Source organism: Pradoshia sp. Z6_59, from assembly GCF_058267515.1.
Window position 1 is genome coordinate 1 of record NZ_JBZCPP010000022.1, and the last position, 18,909, is coordinate 18,909.

The 18,909-nt window shown below is 39.7% G+C and carries 18 protein-coding genes; 17 read left to right on the forward strand and 1 reads right to left on the reverse strand.

The window, feature by feature from the left end:
• The 14 genes from lpdA to AC4D4B_RS17015 all read left to right on the forward strand — a co-directional run.
• The coding region (gene lpdA / locus AC4D4B_RS16950; protein WP_491000581.1) for a dihydrolipoyl dehydrogenase at window positions 1-1,156 on the forward strand (1,156 nt) is incomplete at its 5' end.
• Window positions 1,157-1,190: 34 nt separating this feature from the next.
• Window positions 1,191-2,195 (forward strand): thiamine pyrophosphate-dependent dehydrogenase E1 component subunit alpha, encoded by a 1,005-nt coding sequence (locus tag AC4D4B_RS16955; RefSeq protein WP_490996094.1) that lies wholly within the window; start codon window positions 1,191-1,193, stop codon window positions 2,193-2,195.
• A gap of 3 nt (window positions 2,196-2,198) precedes the next feature.
• Window positions 2,199-3,182, forward strand: coding sequence for an alpha-ketoacid dehydrogenase subunit beta (locus AC4D4B_RS16960; protein WP_491000582.1), 984 nt, complete (start codon window positions 2,199-2,201; stop codon window positions 3,180-3,182).
• A gap of 28 nt (window positions 3,183-3,210) precedes the next feature.
• Window positions 3,211-4,494 (forward strand): dihydrolipoamide acetyltransferase family protein, encoded by a 1,284-nt coding sequence (locus tag AC4D4B_RS16965; protein WP_490996096.1) that lies wholly within the window; start codon window positions 3,211-3,213, stop codon window positions 4,492-4,494.
• 226 nt (window positions 4,495-4,720) lie between these two features.
• Window positions 4,721-5,179 (forward strand): tRNA (N6-threonylcarbamoyladenosine(37)-N6)-methyltransferase TrmO, encoded by a 459-nt coding sequence (tsaA, locus tag AC4D4B_RS16970; protein ID WP_490996097.1) that lies wholly within the window; start codon window positions 4,721-4,723, stop codon window positions 5,177-5,179.
• A gap of 64 nt (window positions 5,180-5,243) precedes the next feature.
• The gene (locus AC4D4B_RS16975) at window positions 5,244-7,145 is read left to right on the forward strand and encodes a methylmalonyl-CoA mutase family protein (protein WP_491000583.1); all 1,902 of its coding nucleotides are present in this window, start codon (window positions 5,244-5,246) and stop codon (window positions 7,143-7,145) included.
• Complete coding sequence (scpA, locus tag AC4D4B_RS16980; RefSeq protein WP_491000584.1) at window positions 7,142-9,322, forward strand: methylmalonyl-CoA mutase; 2,181 nt, start codon at window positions 7,142-7,144, stop codon at window positions 9,320-9,322. The genes AC4D4B_RS16975 and scpA overlap by 4 nt, the downstream gene beginning before the upstream one ends.
• Window positions 9,309-10,352, forward strand: coding sequence for a methylmalonyl Co-A mutase-associated GTPase MeaB (gene meaB, locus AC4D4B_RS16985; protein WP_490996100.1), 1,044 nt, complete (start codon window positions 9,309-9,311; stop codon window positions 10,350-10,352). Before scpA ends, meaB begins: the two co-directional genes overlap by 14 nt.
• Window positions 10,353-10,543: 191 nt before the next feature.
• Window positions 10,544-10,981, forward strand: coding sequence for a BrxA/BrxB family bacilliredoxin (locus AC4D4B_RS16990; protein ID WP_491000585.1), 438 nt, complete (start codon window positions 10,544-10,546; stop codon window positions 10,979-10,981).
• Window positions 10,982-11,323: 342 nt separating this feature from the next.
• Window positions 11,324-12,109, forward strand: a complete 786-nt coding sequence (locus AC4D4B_RS16995; protein WP_490996102.1) for a transporter substrate-binding domain-containing protein — start codon at window positions 11,324-11,326, stop codon at window positions 12,107-12,109.
• Window positions 12,110-12,175: 66 nt separating this feature from the next.
• Complete coding sequence (locus AC4D4B_RS17000; RefSeq protein ID WP_148630084.1) at window positions 12,176-12,829, forward strand: amino acid ABC transporter permease; 654 nt, start codon at window positions 12,176-12,178, stop codon at window positions 12,827-12,829.
• Entirely contained in the window at window positions 12,829-13,551 is a 723-nt protein-coding gene (locus AC4D4B_RS17005; protein WP_490996103.1) for an amino acid ABC transporter ATP-binding protein, read from the forward strand. Before AC4D4B_RS17000 ends, AC4D4B_RS17005 begins: the two co-directional genes overlap by 1 nt.
• An 84-nt stretch (window positions 13,552-13,635) precedes the next feature.
• A complete protein-coding gene (locus AC4D4B_RS17010; RefSeq protein WP_491000586.1) occupies window positions 13,636-14,607 on the forward strand; it encodes an aromatic acid exporter family protein in 972 nt (323 codons plus the stop codon).
• Window positions 14,608-14,660: 53 nt separating this feature from the next.
• Window positions 14,661-15,194, forward strand: coding sequence for a L,D-transpeptidase (locus AC4D4B_RS17015; RefSeq protein WP_490996105.1), 534 nt, complete (start codon window positions 14,661-14,663; stop codon window positions 15,192-15,194).
• Window positions 15,195-15,219: 25 nt separating this feature from the next.
• Here AC4D4B_RS17015 and prli42 read toward each other — a convergent pair whose 3' ends face one another.
• Window positions 15,220-15,315 carry a stressosome-associated protein Prli42 gene (gene prli42, locus AC4D4B_RS17020; RefSeq protein WP_139063836.1) on the reverse strand — a complete coding sequence of 32 codons (96 nt, stop codon included), beginning with the start codon at window positions 15,313-15,315 and terminating at the stop codon, window positions 15,220-15,222.
• A gap of 157 nt (window positions 15,316-15,472) precedes the next feature.
• Here prli42 and mce point away from each other — a divergent pair, with 157 nt between their 5' ends.
• From mce to AC4D4B_RS17035, 3 genes are all read left to right on the forward strand, one after another.
• Window positions 15,473-15,886 (forward strand): methylmalonyl-CoA epimerase, encoded by a 414-nt coding sequence (gene mce / locus AC4D4B_RS17025; protein ID WP_490996106.1) that lies wholly within the window; start codon window positions 15,473-15,475, stop codon window positions 15,884-15,886.
• A 1-nt stretch (window position 15,887) separates the two neighbouring features.
• On the forward strand, window positions 15,888-17,438 hold the full coding sequence (locus tag AC4D4B_RS17030; protein ID WP_491000604.1) for an acyl-CoA carboxylase subunit beta: 1,551 nt from the start codon (window positions 15,888-15,890) through the stop codon (window positions 17,436-17,438).
• A gap of 271 nt (window positions 17,439-17,709) precedes the next feature.
• On the forward strand, window positions 17,710-18,837 hold the full coding sequence (locus AC4D4B_RS17035) for a M20/M25/M40 family metallo-hydrolase (protein WP_491000587.1): 1,128 nt from the start codon (window positions 17,710-17,712) through the stop codon (window positions 18,835-18,837).
• The last annotated feature ends 72 nt before the right edge of the window (window positions 18,838-18,909 follow it).

Genomic DNA, 18,909 nt, shown 5'->3' on the forward strand with positions numbered 1-18,909 from the left:
AATCGTTGAACAGCTCCACAAAGGTGTGCACCATCTAATCAAACAAGGAAAAATCGATTTATATGAAGGATATGGCCGCATTCTCGGACCATCCATATTTTCGCCTATGCCAGGGACCATTTCTGTTGAGATGAATAATGGAACGGAAAATGAAATGTTAATACCGAAAAATGTCATTATTGCAACAGGTTCAAGACCAAAATCCTTGCCAGGTTTAAAAATTGACGGTGAATCTGTAATGACATCAGATGAAGCTTTACAGCTATCCGAACTACCATCTTCCTTGCTTGTTATCGGAGGAGGAGTTATTGGAGTAGAATGGGCATCCATGATGGCTGATTTTGGAGTGGAGGTAACTATACTGGAATACGCAGATCGTCTAATACCAACAGAAGACCGAGATATTTCGAAAGAGATGCAAAGAATCTTAAAGAAAAAGGGTATTAAGATTGTTACTAAAGCAAAAGTAATGCCAGAAACGCTGCAAACAGGACAGGGCGTATCCATATCAGCAGAACTAAACGGTGAAAAAAAGGACTATAAGGCTGAAAAAATTCTTGTATCGGTTGGTCGCCAGGCAAATGTTGAAGGGATAGGTCTCCAAAACACAGACATACAAATTGAAAATGGTGTAATAGCTGTTAATGAGTTTTATCAAACAAAGGAATCACATATCTATGCCATTGGTGATGTGATTGGAGGCATGCAACTGGCTCATGTAGCAAGTCATGAAGGAATCACTGCAGTGGAGCATATGGCGAACCAAAGCCCTCATCCTATCCAATACGATTTTATTTCCAGATGCATATACAGTAGTCCTGAGGCAGCAAGTGTAGGAATAACAGAAGATGAAGCTATTCAGCGCGGTCATAAAGTTAAGATTGGAAAATTCCCGTTCAAAGCAATTGGTAAGGCATTGGTCTTCGGAGAGTCGGACGGTTTTGTGAAAATGATCTCTGATGAAGAAACGGATGATTTATTAGGTGTACATATGATTGGCCCGCATGTAACAGATATGATATCTGAGGCAGGATTGGCTCTTGTGTTAAATGCTTCAGCCTGGGAGGTTGCTCATACGATTCATCCGCATCCTTCATTGTCTGAAGTGATTGGAGAAGCTGCTTTGGCTGTTGATGGAAAAGCAATTCATTCGTAAAAATTTTGAGCAAGGCTTTGAGGAGGTTTACTAAATGACAAAAAACAGGCATGAAGACTTAGGGTTAACGGACGAAATGGTATTGGAAATGTATGAAACCATGCTGATGGCAAGGCGTATAGATGAAAGAATGTGGTTGTTAAATCGCTCTGGGAAAATTCCATTTGTAATCTCGTGTCAGGGTCAGGAGGCAGCTCAGGTTGGAGCAGCTTTTGCCCTTGATAGGGAAAAGGATTATGTACTGCCGTACTATCGTGATATGGGGGTAGTACTAACATTTGGTATGACACCAACTGAGCTAATGCTCTCAGGATTTGCCAAGCAGGAAGATCCCAACTCCGGCGGCAGGCAGATGCCAGGTCATTTTGGTCAGAAGAAAAATCGAATTGTAACCGGATCATCGCCAGTTACCACTCAAGTTCCCCATGCGGTCGGAATCGCATTGGCTGGAAAAATGGAAAAGAAAGATTTGGTTACATTTGTAACTTTTGGTGAAGGTTCATCAAATCAGGGAGATTTTCATGAAGGAGCCAATTTTGCCGGTGTACATAAACTCCCTGTTATTTTTATGGTTGAAAATAATAAATACGCGATTTCGGTACCAATTGAAAAACAATTAGCCTGTGAAAAAGTGTCAGACCGAGCTATCGGATATGGGATGCCTGGTGTCACAGTAGATGGCAATGATCCGCTCGAAGTGTATAAAGCTGTTAAAGAGGCTGCTGACCGTGCCCGGCGCGGGGAAGGCCCTTCTTTAATTGAAACTGTATCCTACCGGCTTACTCCGCACTCAAGTGATGATGATGATCGAAGCTACCGTGCCCGAGATGAAGTGGAAAAGGCAAAAACAGAGGATCCGATTCTCACATTTGGGACGTATTTGAAGGTAATTGACCTTTTGGATGAAGAGAAAGAAACAGAAATCAATAAAAGAATCATGAAAATCGTAAATGAAGCAACAGATTACGCTGAAAATGCTCCGTATGCAAAAGCAGAAGATGCTTTGAAGTTTGTATATGCTGAGACGGAAGGAGAGTAAACCATGCCTGTCATTTCATATATCGATGCCATAACCATGGCGATGAAAGAAGAAATGGAACGAGATGAAAAAGTTTTTATCCTTGGTGAAGATGTTGGCAGAAAAGGAGGAGTGTTTAAGGCTACAAACGGACTGTACGAGCAATTTGGTGAAGAACGAGTAATTGACACACCTCTGGCTGAATCAGCTATTACGGGAGTAGGAATCGGAGCTGCAATGTATGGAATGCGACCGATTGCAGAAATGCAATTTGCGGATTTTATTATGCCGGCAGTAAACCAAATCATTTCTGAGGCTGCCAAAATCCGCTATCGGTCCAATAATGATTGGCATTGTCCAATGGTCATCCGTGCTCCTTACGGTGGTGGGGTACACGGTGCCTTATATCATTCACAATCAGTAGAGGCCATTTTTGCCAACCAGCCTGGATTAAAAATTGTCATGCCATCCACACCATACGACGCAAAAGGGCTTTTAAAAGCAGCAATACGTGACGAAGACCCTGTACTTTTCTTTGAGCATAAACGTGCTTACCGTCTGATCAAAGGGGAAGTCTCCAATGATGATTATGTATTGCCGATAGGCAAAGCGGATGTAAAAAGAGAAGGTGATGACATTACGGTTATCACGTACGGACTTTGTGTTCACTTTGCGCTTCAGGCTGCTGAAAAATTAGCTCAGGATGGAATCTCAGTGCATGTTTTAGATTTAAGGACCGTCTATCCACTCGATAAGGAAGCGATTATCGAGGCTTCCTCCAAAACTGGTAAAGTGCTGTTGATAACGGAAGATACGAAGGAAGGCAGCATTATAAGCGAGGTGGCGGCGATCATTGCCGAGAACTGCTTGTTTGAGCTGGATGCACCAATTAAACGTTTAGCAGGTCCGGATCTTCCAGCGATGCCATATGCTCCAACTATGGAAAAATATTTTATGGTTAACCCGGAAAAAGTGGAAAAAGCCATGAGAGAATTAGCAGAATTTTAAACTGATTGCGGAAGGAGATAAATAGCGAATGCCAATAGAACAGATGAAAATGCCACAGCTTGGAGAGAGTGTAACGGAAGGGACGATCTCGAGCTGGCTTGTAAAGCCCGGTGACCGAGTGAATAAATATGACCCAATAGCTGAAGTAATGACGGATAAAGTAAATGCCGAAGTTCCATCTTCCTTCACTGGAGTAATTAAAGATCTGATTGCAGCAGAGGGAGAGACACTTCCTGTTGGAGAAGTCATGTGCAGTATCCAACTAGCAGGAGAGTCTGGTAGTTCTGAAGAGGCACCAAAGGAAGAAAAGAATCGTTCTGAGGAAAAAAGTGAATCGCTAATTCAGACCGACCAATCCAATAAAGGGCGTTATTCTCCGGCCGTATTAAAATTATCACAGGAACATGGGATTAACCTCGAAAATGTGGTTGGAAGCGGAGCTGGCGGCCGAATTACCCGTAAAGACATTTTGAAAGCTGTGGAGGGCGGCACTGCTGCTAAGGAGCAAGTTATCACTGGGAAGGCTGAACCGGAAGCGGATACTCAGATATCTGAGCCTGATTTGGGTCTAAAGCAAAAATCATCAGACAGTGATAGGAAGATAGAAAGTGGAGATCGAGAAATACCTGTAACTGGTATAAGGAAAGCTATTGCGCAAAATATGGTGCGTTCTAAACATGAGATTCCGCATGCATGGACAATGGTGGAAGCGGATGTAACCAATCTCGTTCAATACCGTGATTCACTTAAGAAGGAATTCAGGCAAAAGGAAGGCTATAATCTAACTTATTTTGCCTTTTTTGTTAAAGCGGTTGCTCAAGCATTAAAAGAGTTTCCAGAAATGAATTCAATGTGGGCTGGAGATAAAATCGTCAGGAAAAAAGATATTAATATCTCGATTGCTGTGTCGACAGATGAAGCGTTGTATGTTCCTGTCATTAAATATGCAGATGAAAAAACAATTAAAGGTATTGCACGTGAAATTAATGAATTGGCTGAAAAGGTCCGTTCCGGTAAATTAAAGTCTGAGGATATGCAGGGCGGTACCTTTACGGTGAATAATACTGGTTCATTTGGATCCATCCAATCGATGGGAATTATAAATCATCCACAGGCAGCAATCTTGCAGGTGGAGTCCATTGTTAAGAAACCAGTTGTCATGCACGGCAATATGATTGCTATCCGCGATCGGGTTAATTTATGCCTATCGCTAGATCACCGTGTATTAGATGGATTGGTATGCGGGAAATTCTTGGCTCGAGTGAAAGATATCCTGGAAAATATCACGAGCGAAAATACACCGCTATATTAATAGAAAACATAAGGGCACACAGTATGTGTGTCTTCTTTATATTTGCTTGAATCATTTCCCAAGAAATAAATTACTAGATTAGATGGAAACTATGAAGTTCCTTTGAAGAATGGACAAACTTTATACTTGTGAATTCATCGATCTTTTTCTTTTATCTTAAAGGAATTTTTCTGGGAGTTGAAGAAATGATAGATATTGATAAACGTCTGATAAAGGGGATGTAGATATGGACTATCTGATAGAACCAATAGCATTTGTAAAGAATGGCAGGAAAGAAATGGTGGATGATGATTGGGGTGCTATTGTATCGTCAATTGAACTAGCCGAGAATATAAATCAATCGGCTTTAAAAGGTATACACGAGTTTTCTCATTTAGAAATTATTTTTTATTTTGACAAAGTGGATGATAAGAACATTCAGTATGAGGTCAGACATCCCCGAAATAACGAAGAATTTCCCGAGGTAGGCATCTTTGCACAAAGGGGGAAGAATCGACCGAATAAGCTTGGAATCACCATCGTTGAATTGATGGGAGTTAAACAGAGAGTACTTACTGTTAAGGGGCTGGATGCTCTGGATGGTACCCCTATCATAGATATTAAGCCTGTAATGAAAGAGTTTTTGCCAAAAGGAAGAGTTCTTCAACCCAACTGGTCAAATACTTTAATGGAGAAGTATTGGTGAAATGATCAAGTAAGGACTTGAGACGATTCAGATTGTATTTCCTTTTATTGGAGATAAGGGCCATTTGCATGGTAAGATTAATTTACATACTATTTCGTTAATTGGCGAGGGGAGGGAGCTTTCTTTTAGTAGAAAGCAAGCTATGAATATAAAGGATGCAAAGAATGATAGGTTTCAACAAGCGACAGTGGAAGAGTGGGAAAAAGCAGTTCTAAAATCTTTAAAGGGAAAAGAACTGGACACATTACACACTCAAACGTTTGAAAAAATTATTTTGAAACCGCTTTACAATTTGGATTCAGAAAAAGACGAAGTACCCGGCAAACCTCCTTATACAAGAGGAATCTATGAAAATGGCTATCATCATCACCCGCTAAAAATGTGCCAAGTGGCGTCAGGAAGCGATATCAAGGGAACTATACTCGAGGCATTGGAGAATGGGCAAAATACGATTTCCTTTGATGTAAACAAAATGGACATGGAAGAACTCATCAATCTATTGAATAATTTGCCGATTGAGGATCATCCTTTATTTCTACAGGCTGGTTCTGGTAACCGGCAGGAAATCATTATGGAAAAATTAGCTGAGGTTAACGGCGTTTCTGATCAACAAGGAGCAGTGGTACGAGACCTAATCACTGAATGGGCTGAAAGTGGATCTATCCCTACTAAAGAAACCAATGCCTTATCTAATTGGTTTCACGATATAAAGAACTGGAATCTATCATCCCCAGCCATTAAAACTATTTTTGTCAATAGTAAGCCTTATCATGAATCAGGTGCTGATGCCGTCAAAGAGATTGCGTATTCGCTATCACTTGGTGCACATTATATATTTAAAGGCATGCAGGCAGGCTTATCAGCACAAGAAACATCAGAAAAAATGATTTTTTCATTCTCGATTGATTCCTCCTTTTTTATGCAAATTGCCAAACTTCGTGCCGCGCGAAAGCTTTGGTTTACGGTTGGTAAGGCATATGGTCAGGAAAATACCTTTAAAATGGACATCCATGCACAGACCTCATTAAGAAACAAAACGGGGTTTGATCATTATGTAAATCTTCTCCGTACAACAAATGAAGCATTGGCAGCTGTAATTGGGAACTGTCAGTATCTAACTGTCATCCCATTCGATCAATTGCAAAAAGAAAAGAGTTCTCTTGGAAAACGCCTGGCAAGAAATATTCCTCATATTCTTAGGGAAGAGAGTATGTTAATGAAAACAGCTGATCCAGGCGGAGGTTCCTACTATTTGGAGGCCTTAACAGATGAACTGTGTCAGCAGGCATGGGATCAGTTTAATAAACTGGAGAAAAAAGGCGGCATTCTTTCAGAGTTAAAGAATGGGCAAATACAAGGGGAGTTAGCAGAGCTAGCTAAAAACAGATTATCAGCGGCAGCCATTAGGAAGGAAAAAATGGTTGGTATAAATGTGTATGCAAATCCAAAAGAAGAACGACCGGATCTCACGCAGAATTTAATAGAAACGCAAAGCCTTCAAAAGGGAGAAAAAGAAATATTCCCGCTTAAACCAATCCGTTTAGCATCAGAATTTGAAGCTATTCGATCGATGAATTTGACCTGGGGCAGTGAGATGGAGCAACAGCAAAGAATCATAGTGATTGGACTGGGCAGCGCCTCTCAATCTAAGCCATATATTGATCTTTCAAAAGAAGTATTGGCGGCTGGGGGTCTGAGTTATACAGAGCGAACCGGAATAGTACATCAAGAAATGCTGGAAGAGATAATAAGAGGTTGCCAGGGGAGCTATATCCTGATATGCGGTGATGAAAATCACCTGAATACGCCATTATCCAATTTAAAAGTAGACAGCAATATGCATATTTATGCAGTGGGGAATTTTGATTTGGCTATCAAGGAATTTAATTGGAAGAAAATTGACCGACATACAAATATGATTGAACTATTAACCATATTGTCATCAAGGCAGGGGGTACAGGCATGAAAAAACCGGATTTTTCACAAATAGATTGGCAGTCTGTCCATGAGGATTTCGTTTCAGATTCACCAGATATACGTTCGGATATTCCTGACTTTGAAACAAATGAGCAAATACCGTTAAAGCCTCTATATAATCGGGATGATATAGAACTGGTGGAGCATGTACCGTCCTTCCCGGGGATTGCTCCCTTTACACGGGGACCATATGCAGCGATGTATGTAAACCGCCCATGGACAGTTCGCCAATATGCAGGCTTTTCTACTGCTGAAGAATCAAATGCTTTTTACAGACGGAATTTGGAGATGGGACAAAAAGGGCTATCGGTTGCATTTGATTTAGCGACTCATCGAGGCTATGATTCTGATCACCCGCGTGTGGTTGGGGATGTTGGGAAAGCGGGAGTTGCGATTGATTCGATAGAAGACATGAAAATACTATTTTCCGGTATACCACTAGAGAAAATGTCTGTTTCGATGACAATGAATGGTGCCGTATTGCCGATAATGGCATTTTATATTGCTACAGCAAAAGAACAGGGCGTAGATTCATCACGGCTTACCGGAACGATACAGAATGATATTTTAAAAGAATATATGGTACGTAATACGTATATTTATCCACCAGCTATGTCTATGAAAATTATTGCCGATATCTTTGAGTATACCTCCGCTCATATGCCGAAATTTAATAGTATATCAATCTCTGGTTATCATATGCAGGAGGCAGGAGCACCTGCAGATTTGGAGCTTGCCTATACACTGGCTGATGGAATTGAGTATGTGAGAACAGGATTGAAAGCAGGCATACCTATTGATACGTTTGCCCCACGTTTATCGTTTTTTTGGGGTATCGGTATGAACTATTTTATGGAAGTTGCTAAGCTAAGAGCGGCTCGCTTTTTATGGTCAAAACTTATGAAACAATTTAATCCGAAAAATGAAAAATCGCTTGCACTTAGAACACATTCGCAAACATCCGGTTGGAGCCTTGCTGAACAAGATCCCTTCAATAATATCGCCAGAACGTTAATAGAGGCACATGCAGCAGCACTCGGGCATACTCAATCCTTACATACAAATGCCTTTGATGAAGCGATTGCGCTGCCGACAGAGTTTTCAGCCAGTATTGCCAGGAATACGCAGTTATTCTTGCAGGAGGAAACCGGAATTACAAATGTTATTGATCCATGGGGTGGTTCCTATTATGTCGAGTCCTTAACGAATCGTTTAATTGAGAAAGCATGGGCACATTTGGAGGAGATCGAACAGCTTGGTGGCATGGCGAAAGCAATTGAATCCGGTATTCCAAAGATGAGGATTGAGGAAGCTGCTGCCCGCCGTCAAGCAAAAATTGACTCAGGTGAAGAAATCATGATAGGAATCAATCAATACAGGACAGAAGAAAAAGAAGAATTTGATATCCTTGAAATTGATAATTCAAAGGTCCGCGAACAGCAGATTAAACGACTCGAAACGATTAAGGATACGCGTAATCAGGAACAAGTTACAAAAACACTGAATGCTTTGACTGAAGCTGCACAGTCAGGGGAAGGTAATTTGTTGGAATTGGCTGTTGAGGCAGCCATTGCGAGAGCAACTCTTGGTGAAATCTCGGATGCGGTAGAAGCGGTATCGGGTCGCCACCGTGCTGTTATCCGAACAATCAGCGGAGTCTATGGTTCCCATTATCGGGAGTTGGATAAAATCAATGAAGTTAGAGAATTAACAGAGGAATTTTTGCTAAATGAGGGTCGCCGTCCCCGAATATTAATTGCCAAAATGGGTCAGGACGGCCATGACCGAGGGGCCAAAATAGTTGCCTCAGCTTATGCCGATCTTGGCTTTGATGTCGATATGGGTCCTTTATTTCAAACACCGGAGGAATCTGCTAAACAGGCAGTTGAAAATGATGTGCACGTCATAGGGATGAGTTCTTTAGCCGGAGGGCATAAAACATTGTTGCCTCAGTTGGCCAGTGAACTAAAAAAACTTGGCCGGGAGGATATCGTCATTATTGCAGGAGGTGTCATACCGGAGCAGGACTATGACTATTTATACGAGCATGGAGCTTCAGCTATATTTGGTCCTGGAACCGTCATACCGGAAGCGGCTATCAAAATAGTAAATGAAATTTATAAAAGGCTAGGGTATGAGGAAGTGTCCAGTCATGACAGACCATAATCAGCAATACGCAAGAAAGAAGTATAAGAGAGTCCATACGAAGCCCGTTGATACAGATGAGATTGTCCGGAACTTAAAAGCCGGACAATTACAAGCATTATCAAAAGCGATTACGTTCGTTGAAAGCAAAGGGGACGTTTATCGACCGCAGGCTGAAGAGATTTTGCAATCTATCCTCCCCTTTACAGGGAATTCAATTCGTATTGGCATTAGCGGGGTTCCAGGGGCAGGAAAAAGTACATTTATTGAGAATATGGGACTATTTTTATGTGAGCTTGGGTATAAAGTGGCCGTACTTGCCATTGACCCCAGCTCTTCCATCAGCGGAGGTAGTATTCTTGGGGATAAAACTAGGATGGAAGAACTTTCGAAACACCCAAATGCCTTTATCCGACCGACCCCATCGGGAGGCAAATTAGGCGGTGTGCACCGTAAAACAAGAGAAAGCATGATGATTTGTGAGGCTGCCGGATATTCAGTGATCTTAGTAGAAACGGTTGGAGTGGGACAAAGTGAAGCTGATGTCAGGGATATGGTAGATTTTTTTCTGCTGCTGACTCTTACGGGTGCAGGAGACGAACTGCAAGGAATGAAAAAGGGCATCCTTGAGCTTGTCGATGGAATAGCTGTTAATAAAGCTGATGGGGAAAATGAAAAATTAGCATTGCGAGCGAAAGAGGAATACCGTCACATCCTTCATGATCATATACCGGCTACAAAGGATTGGACGGTCAAAACGTTTGCCTGTTCGGCCTTGCATAAAAAGGGACTGAATGAAATTTGGGAGGCCATTAAAGAATTTTCCATTTTTACAAAGGGGTCAGGTGAATTTTCGAATAGGCGAAAACGGCAGGTCACAAAATGGTTTGAGAGTGAAGTAGAACAGCAAATCATTGATCATTTTTATACCGATAAAGCTGTTAAGAAACTATTACCGATTATCGAAGCAAGTGTCAGAGATGGCGAGAAAATAGTTTCAAAAGCAGCTGCTGAATTATTTCATCTGTATTTTTTTTCGAAGGATAAGTAAAATGTAGAGTAGTACATAAAAAAGATGGATAGCCTTATGGCTATCCAAAAGTTTAGGAGTATAGGGGGTCATCTTAATTAAAGATACTATTCCCCTGTGTATGTAAACTAAACCTATCATCTGGAATATTTTATAAAAAGTTGCAGCTCTGATACTATAAGGGTAGCTACGTTAGAAAGGAAGATGTTTAAGTGAGCATGAATTTTAATTTATTTATGAATGACGTGGTTCGCCAGGCTCGTCAGGAAATACAGAATGCAGGTTATAAAGAATTAACAACTGTAGAAGAAGTTGATGAGGCTCTAAGCAAAAAGGGAACAACGCTTGTTATGGTTAACTCTGTTTGTGGATGTGCAGGTGGTATTGCTCGTCCTGCTGCTTATCATGCAGTGAATTATGATAAAAGACCGGATCAATTGGTAACGGTTTTTGCCGGTCAGGATAAAGAAGCTACTGCCAGAGCAAGAGAATACTTTACGGGCTATCCGCCTTCCTCTCCATCATTCGCTCTTTTAAAAGATGGAAAAATCATTAAAATGATTGAGCGTCATGAGATTGAAGGGCATGAACCTGTAGAAGTAATTGAAAATCTGCAAAAAATGTTTGATGAATATTGTGAAGAAGTCTAATCGATCTTACCTCAGGTGAAAAGAGGAAAATAAGCTCAAAAAAGATAAGAATGAAAATGTCTAAATATAATAAAATTCTGTATATAATTTTATTATAATGTTATGGGAGAAGTATCATTTTTTGATACTTCTTTTTTAGTTTAACGCGTGAAAACTCAAGAAAATTTAATTATATATACATAATAATTAAATATTTTGCAAAACGGATTTTATGTGTTAAAATACATTTTGTTGCATATATATAATATTTATTAAATCTTAAAATATAGTTTGATAGTTTAATTGTGTAAGGAAATGAAAACTATCATCATGAAAAACACATTATAGTGGGGGTAAAGGACAATGAAAAAATGGTTGCTTAGTTTATTGACAGCAGTATTAGCAGTTTCGGTATTAACGGCTTGCGGAAGTTCTGACGAGTCAGGAAATGGTTCTGAAGATGAAAAAGTTTTAAAAATGGCTACATCGGCTGATTATAAACCATTCGAATACATTGATACAGCGAAAAGTGATGAAATTATCGGATTTGATGTAGATTTGGCAAAAGCGATTGCTGGGAAACTTGGTTATAAAGTAGAAGTTGTCGATATGGATTTTGGCGGTTTAGTAACGGCTGTGAAAAATGGACAAGCTGATTTTGTTATGGCAGGGATGACTCCAACTGAGGAGCGTGAAAAGAATGTGGATTTCTCTGATATTTATTACACAGCGAACCATATGATTGTCACTTCAAAAGATAACAAAATCCAATCAGTTAAAGATCTGGAAAATAAAACTGTCGGGGTACAAATGGGTTCTATTCAAGAAGAAAAAGCTCAGGAATTAGCTAAAACAACAAAAATGACAGTTGAAAACCGTGACAAAATTCCTGAATTGGTACAGGAAATAAAATCTGAACGTTTTGATGCGGCTATTATTGAAGATTTAGTGGCACAAGGGTATCTTGATAAGAATGAAGATTTAACAGGATTCCTTCTTGAAGGAGATGCAGAAGAAGTTGGATCTGCCATTGCTTTCAAAAAAGGCAGTGAGTTGCGCGATCAATTTAATGAAGAGTTGAAAAAGATGAAAGAAAATGGTGAACTTGAAGAGTTAGTTCTAAAATGGTTTGGCGGAGACGCTGAATAATAATTTCAGAAAGGGAGAACCCCTTTCTGAAATTTTCTTTTTATTAACAGTGATAGGAGAAAGTACATGAATCTTGATTTTACAGATATTATCCCTTCCATGCCCTATATACTGGAAGGTGTATATACGACATTGCAAATAGCAGCATTGGCTGCATTGTTTGGTTTCTTGCTTGGAACCATTATAGCTCTATGCAAAATCACTACAATTAAGCCGCTCATTTGGTTATCAGATTTTTATACATCTATATTTAGGGGTACTCCATTAGTTCTTCAATTAATGATTATTTATTTTGCTTCACCGCAATTATTTGGTTTTCAAATTGAAGGGTATTGGGCAGCAGTTCTGGCGTTTTCTTTAAACTCGGCTGCATATATTTCCGAAATTATCCGTGGGGGAGTTCTTGCGGTAGATAAGGGTCAAAGGGAAGCGGCGATGGCGCTTGGTGTTCCATACAGCAGCATGATGGCCAATATCATCCTTCCGCAGGCATATAAAAATATTTTACCTGCCTTAATGAATGAATTCATCACGCTTACAAAGGAATCTGCGATCGTCACAACTATTGGAGTAATGGATATCATGAGACGCGCATACCAAGTTGGGGGACAAACCTTCCAATATTTAGAGCCGCTTCTGTTTGCAGGTTTAATCTATTACGTATTGGTTATGATTTTAACGCTAATCGGAAAAATGCTTGAAAAGAGGTTGCAGCACTGATGATAAAAGTACAAGAGCTATATAAAAGCTATGGAAAGCTGGAAGTTCTAAAGGGGATTTCCACAGAGATAAAAGAAGGAGAAGTGATTGCAGTAATTGGACCATCTGGTTCCGGTAAATCTACATTTCTTCGTTGTATGAACCTAATGGAAAAACCAACTGGCGGACAGATTTGGATAAAGGGTGAGGAGATTACTGCACCAAAAACAGATGTGTTGGCGATGCGTCAGAATGTAGGTATGGTATTCCAGCACTTTTATCTGTTTCCTCATAAGACGGTTTTGGAAAATATTATGTACGCACCAATGAAGGTTCGCAAAGTCAAGAAAGAACAAGCTAAAAAGGAAGCAATGGAACTATTGGCGAAAGTGGGAATGGAAGATAAAGCGAATGTGTATCCTGAACGTCTTTCCGGCGGTCAAAAACAAAGGGTAGCCATAGCGCGAGCCTTAGCCATGAAACCTGAAATCATGCTGTTTGATGAACCCACTTCAGCGCTTGATCCTGAGATGGTCAAAGAAGTGCTAGAAGTTATGAAATCATTGGCAACTTCAGGGATGACAATGGCGATTGTGACACATGAAATGGGATTTGCCAAGGAAGTAGCCGATCGAGTTTTATTTTTAGATGGAGGAGTGATTGTAGAGGATGCCCCTCCGGCAGAGTTCTTCTCGAGCCCTAAATCAGAACGTGCTAAAGACTTCTTGCAAAAGGTACTCTAAAAAGTTTATGCTATTAATAAAAAGATGGTCTGATTTCAGAGCATCTTTTTTGTATTAAATCGCATGAGAGGGACTACATAAACTATGTTTAAAATCGGGTATCGCACCGTTAAAACGGCTATAGGGACTCCAATTGCTATATACATAGCACAAATTATTGGTCTTCAGAGTTTTGCTTCTGCCGGAATCATTACTATATTGTGTATTCAAAGAACAAAAAAACGATCGTTCAGGGCTGCCGGTGAGCGTTTCTTTGCCTGTTCATTGGCTATGGTTTATTCCTTTGCATTTTTTGAACTTCTCGGATATACACCCCCTGTAATTGGATTAATGCTATTGTTTTTTATCCCGACAACTGTTGCATTAAACATTTCAGGCGGTATTGTGACAAGCAGTGTCATTATTTTGCACTTATACGCTTCTAATTCGATTACATTGTCAAGCTTACTTAATGAATTTTTACTAGTTGTCATTGGGATTACAGTTGCTTTTCTGGTTAACTTTTATATGCCGAACATGGAGCGGGAGCTAAAAAAATACCGAATGGATATTGAAAAGCTCTATAGTATTATTTTGAAGGAATTAAGTAATTATTTGGTGACAGGGAACAGTGCCTGGAGCGGTAAAGAGATTATCGATGCAGAAAATTTAATTCGTAAAGCGGTTTACTATGCAGCTCTGGAGGAAGAAAATCATAAAAGAGTCGATGATGCCTCGTATTATCACTATTTTAAACTCCGTGAAAAACAATTAAGTATTTTAAAGAGAATACTGCCTTTAGCTGCTAAAATGGATTTGTCTGGGGACGAGGTTAGTCATGAACTTGGTGAATACATTGGATTTTTAAGCGATAATGTTCATCATCATAACACAGCTAATGAATACATGGAAATGCTTGAGGAGTTAGTGAAGGAAGTTAAAAAGAAAGAAATTCCAACATCATTCGATGATTTTGAGAAGCGGGCTGCACTATTCCAACTTATTAAAGAATTGAAAGACTACCTAATAATCAAAAGTACAGTGAAACCATTGCCAAATTCTAAAGAAAAGAAATGAATGAAAACAAGGTTCAGAGCCCATCCTAAACTATAAAAGGATGGGTGTTTTTTATGAAATGGATGTCACTCTGGTTATTACTGCAAGTAATGTCTCCAATATGGCCTTTAGGGCCCAACCCAATTCCCGGGGATCCGTTTATCGTAATTAATAAACAAACCAATCAGCTGGTGTTTTATGTTGATAATCAGGAAAAATATCAATTTTCGATTGCTACTGGAAAGAATAATGAAGATACACCAGAGGGCCTATTTACGATTATTACAAAATTTGAGGACCCTGAATACTCCAAAAAGGCGATTCCTGGTAATGATGCAAGAAACCCACTCGGCTCCAGATGGATGGGGTTTGATGCTCGTAAAACGAATGGGAGAAATTACGGAATTCATGGTACGAACCAAGAGGATTCGATTGGAAAAAAGGTGTCTGCTGGCTGTATCCGGATGAAAAATCAAGAAGTCCAAGCATTGTTTGAATTAGTTCCGCTTGGTACAAAGGTGTACATCTATGATAATTCAGAGCCTGCTTCTTTTTATGCGAGACTATTTCATGCCATAAACGAAAAAACCTCATCTGACTCTCCGTGAAGAGAAAAAAGATGAGGTTTATTTTTTATAGGAAAGCTGACAAACCGGATAATAAGGTCACCGCGACCATCGTAAAAATCATAATATAAACGATTATCTTCTGTGTACGCTTTTTAGACATAGAGCTACACTCCTTTTACATTCTTCTATTTGATACTACTATGTTTAGCGAAACTCCTCAAGTCTAAAAAAATTTCATTCACTATTTGAGCAAAATATCTTTATAGAATTATAAGAATGTTCTATTATTTAAGATAGGCAAATAAAGGGGGATTTGTATGCAAAAGGGAATTGATCATATCGGTATTGCTGTTCGTTCCATTTCGAAAGCGCTTCCTTTATATGAAGGGATTTTTGGTATGGTAAATGAAGGGGAAGAAATAGTCGAGAGCCAGGGAGTTAAGGTAGCTTTTTTATCCACTGGTAATACACGAATAGAGTTATTGGAGCCCTTGAATGAATCAAGTGCTGTTGCAAAATTTATTGCAAAAAGAGGGGAAGGCATACACCATATTGCGCTTGAAGTGAGTGATATTAAAGAAAGAATTAAAGAAATAAAGGATAATGGCATTCAATTGATTGATGAAGAACCCAGACCCGGAGCACATCATACACAAGTAGCTTTTATACATCCTAAGTCGGTACAGGGAGTTTTAGTAGAGGTTCTAGAGAAACCGGAACGGGAGGAATAAAATAGTGGATATGTATGAAAGAATAACCGAACTGTATGATAGAAAAAATGATATCGAGCTTGGTGGCGGATGGGATAAGATTGAAAAACAACACGAAAAAGGAAAATTGACAGCTAGAGAGAGAATCGATATTTTGATGGATGATAATAGCTTTGTTGAACTGAATGCTTTTGTTGAACATCGCAACAGAGACTTTGGTTTGGATCAAATGAAAGGGCCAGGCGATGGGGTTGTAACCGGCTATGGCAAAATTGATGGAAGGCCAGTTTATATTTTTTCTCAGGATTTTACTGTATTTGGCGGAGCGCTAGGTGAGATGCATGCTAAGAAAATATCATCCATTATGGATTTGGCTGCTAAAAACGGAGCTCCAATAATAGGATTAAATGATTCCGGTGGAGCGAGAATTCAGGAGGGCGTCACCTCGCTGGATGGATATGGTCAGGTTTTTTATCGCAATGTTATCTACTCGGGAGTTGTACCGCAAATATCAGTTGTCATGGGCCCGTGTGCAGGTGGTGCCGTATATTCTCCGGCAATTACTGATTTCGTTTTTATGGTGGATCAAACAAGCCAGATGTTCATCACCGGTCCAAAAGTGATAGAAACCGTGACTGGGGAAAAAATTAGTGCAGAGGATTTGGGCGGAGCGAAAGTCCATAATTCTATTAGTGGAAATGCACATTTTGAAGGAAAAACTGAGGAAGAAACATTACGTTTGGTAAGGAAATTGCTTTCTTATCTGCCTTTAAATAATGAAGAAAAACCCCCGGTAAGTGAATGGACTGAGCAAAATGATTATTGCCCTGATATTGCCGAATTGGTACCTTATGACGGTATCCGTCCTTATGATGTTAGGAAGGTTGTAAGTGCAGTAGTCGATCAGGATTCCTTCTTTGAAATTCAAGAGAGTTTTGCCCGTAACCTAGTGATTGGATTAGCAAGAATTAAAGGTGAAACTGTCGGTTTGGTATGTAATCAACCGAAATATATGGCGGGAGGACTCGATATCAATTCTTCTGATAAGGCGGCAAGATTTATCCGTTTCTGTGATTCATTTAATATCCCGATTATTACATTTGAGGATGTAACTGGATTTTTTCCGGGAATTAAACAGGAGCATGGAGGAATTATTCGGCATGGTGCAAAAATTTTGTATGCTTATTCGGAAGCAACCGTTCCAAAATTAACGGTGATTTTAAGAAAAGCATATGGGGGAGCATATGTAGCCTTAAACAGTAAATCGATTGGGGCTGATCTTGTCTATGCTTGGCCGAATGCTGAAATCGCTGTAATGGGGCCACAGGGTGCAGCCAATATCATTTTTGCTAAAGAAATTAACAATAGCTCTGATCCTGAAGCTGTACGCCAACAAAAAATTGAAGAATACCGCGTAAAATTTGCCAATCCATATATAGCGGCAAGTCAAGGGATGGTCGATGATGTTATCGATCCAAGAGAAACCCGAATTAAATTGGCACAGGCCTTAGAGATGCTTCGAACAAAAAAAGAATCAAGGCCGTCAAAAAAACATGGAAATATTCCGCTTTAATCAATTGAAGAGTCCTATTAAGGGCTCTTTTCTTTTAGACTATATTTTATAATAAAGACCAACTTTATCTGATTATTAGAAAGCTGAATAAAAGACTTGTGAATTCTAAATGATACTAAGCGTACACTTCATTCCTGAAAAAGAGAATTACCCAAAATTATCATTTGCAAAGGGAAAAACTGTCTGACAGATGTCAAGCGCCTGCTCTTTTCTTATGACAAAAACATCGGTATACTTATAAAGTAACTTATTCCTGATAGGAGGAAGACAATTGATTAATGAAGAGAGATTATTACAAGAATTCTTAGAATTAGTACAAATTGATTCTGAAACAAAAAATGAAGGACAAATAGCAAAAATCTTAAAAGATAAATTCAGTCTTCTCGGACTAGACGTTTACGAGGACAATGCAAAGGAACTTACCGGCTTTGGAGCAGGCAACTTAATATGTACACTGCCTGGCACTAAAGAAGGTGTTGATACGATTTATTTTACTTCTCATATGGATACGGTTGTTCCTGGTAACGGTGTAAAACCTTCTATTAAAGATGGTTATGTAGTAACTGATGGCACAACTATTCTTGGGGCAGATGATAAAACTGGCCTTTCCGTTATGCTGGAAGTTATCCGTGTATTAAAAGAAAACAATATTGAGCATGGCACAATCCAGTTCATCATTACAGTAGGTGAAGAATCTGGCTTAGTTGGTGCAAAGGTATTGGATCGTTCTCTTATTAAGGCTACATACGGTTTTGCATTGGATAGTGATGAAGCGGTAGGTAACATTATTGTTGCAGCACCGACACAAGCTAAAGTTCAGGCTGTTATTAAAGGTAAAACAGCGCATGCAGGAGTTGCACCGGAAAAAGGTGTTTCTGCGATTACAATTGCGGCTAAAGCCATTGCCAAAATGCCACTTGGACGAATTGACGAAGAAACAACTGCCAATATCGGTCGCTTTGAGGGTGGTACTCAAACAAATATCGTTTGTGATCACGTAGAAATTCTAGCGGAAGCACGCTCTTTGATTCCTGAGAAGATGGAAGCTCAAGTTGCGAAAATGAAAGATGCCTTCGAATCAACAGCTGCAGAAATGGGCGGTTCTGCTGAAGTGGAAGTAACGGTCATGTACCCTGGTTTCAAATATGACCATGGTGACCATGTGGTGGAAGTTGCTAAAAAAGCAGCCGTTAAAATCGGTCGTGAACCAAAACTTCAGCATAGCGGTGGAGGCAGTGATGCAAATGTCATTGCTGGACACGGCATTCCTACAGTTAATCTTGCGGTAGGGTATGAGGATATCCATACAACAAGCGAAAAAATGCCAATTGCTGAGCTTAATAAACTTGGTGAAATGGTACTTGCGATTATTGAAGAAGTAGCAAGTCCATCTAAATAATAGTGTTCGTTCAAGGTGCCACTGGATTATTCCGGTGGCCATTTTACATAATATTGTTTAGTGCCGGATAAA

Excerpts from the sequence above, each read along its gene's own strand:
- AC4D4B_RS16955 (WP_490996094.1), top strand. The coding sequence starts at position 1,191 with ATGACAAAAAACAGGCATGAAGACTTAGGGTTAACGGACGAAATGGTA.
- AC4D4B_RS16960 (WP_491000582.1), top strand. The coding sequence starts at position 2,199 with ATGCCTGTCATTTCATATATCGATGCCATAACCATGGCGATGAAAGAA.
- AC4D4B_RS16965 (WP_490996096.1), top strand. The coding sequence starts at position 3,211 with ATGCCAATAGAACAGATGAAAATGCCACAGCTTGGAGAGAGTGTAACG.
- tsaA (WP_490996097.1), top strand. The coding sequence starts at position 4,721 with ATGGACTATCTGATAGAACCAATAGCATTTGTAAAGAATGGCAGGAAA.
- scpA (WP_491000584.1), top strand. The coding sequence starts at position 7,142 with ATGAAAAAACCGGATTTTTCACAAATAGATTGGCAGTCTGTCCATGAG.
- meaB (WP_490996100.1), top strand. The coding sequence starts at position 9,309 with ATGACAGACCATAATCAGCAATACGCAAGAAAGAAGTATAAGAGAGTC.
- AC4D4B_RS16995 (WP_490996102.1), top strand. The coding sequence starts at position 11,324 with ATGAAAAAATGGTTGCTTAGTTTATTGACAGCAGTATTAGCAGTTTCG.
- AC4D4B_RS17000 (WP_148630084.1), top strand. The coding sequence starts at position 12,176 with ATGAATCTTGATTTTACAGATATTATCCCTTCCATGCCCTATATACTG.
- AC4D4B_RS17005 (WP_490996103.1), top strand. The coding sequence starts at position 12,829 with ATGATAAAAGTACAAGAGCTATATAAAAGCTATGGAAAGCTGGAAGTT.
- AC4D4B_RS17010 (WP_491000586.1), top strand. The coding sequence starts at position 13,636 with ATGTTTAAAATCGGGTATCGCACCGTTAAAACGGCTATAGGGACTCCA.
- AC4D4B_RS17015 (WP_490996105.1), top strand. The coding sequence starts at position 14,661 with ATGAAATGGATGTCACTCTGGTTATTACTGCAAGTAATGTCTCCAATA.
- prli42 (WP_139063836.1), bottom strand. The coding sequence starts at position 15,315 with ATGTCTAAAAAGCGTACACAGAAGATAATCGTTTATATTATGATTTTT.
- mce (WP_490996106.1), top strand. The coding sequence starts at position 15,473 with ATGCAAAAGGGAATTGATCATATCGGTATTGCTGTTCGTTCCATTTCG.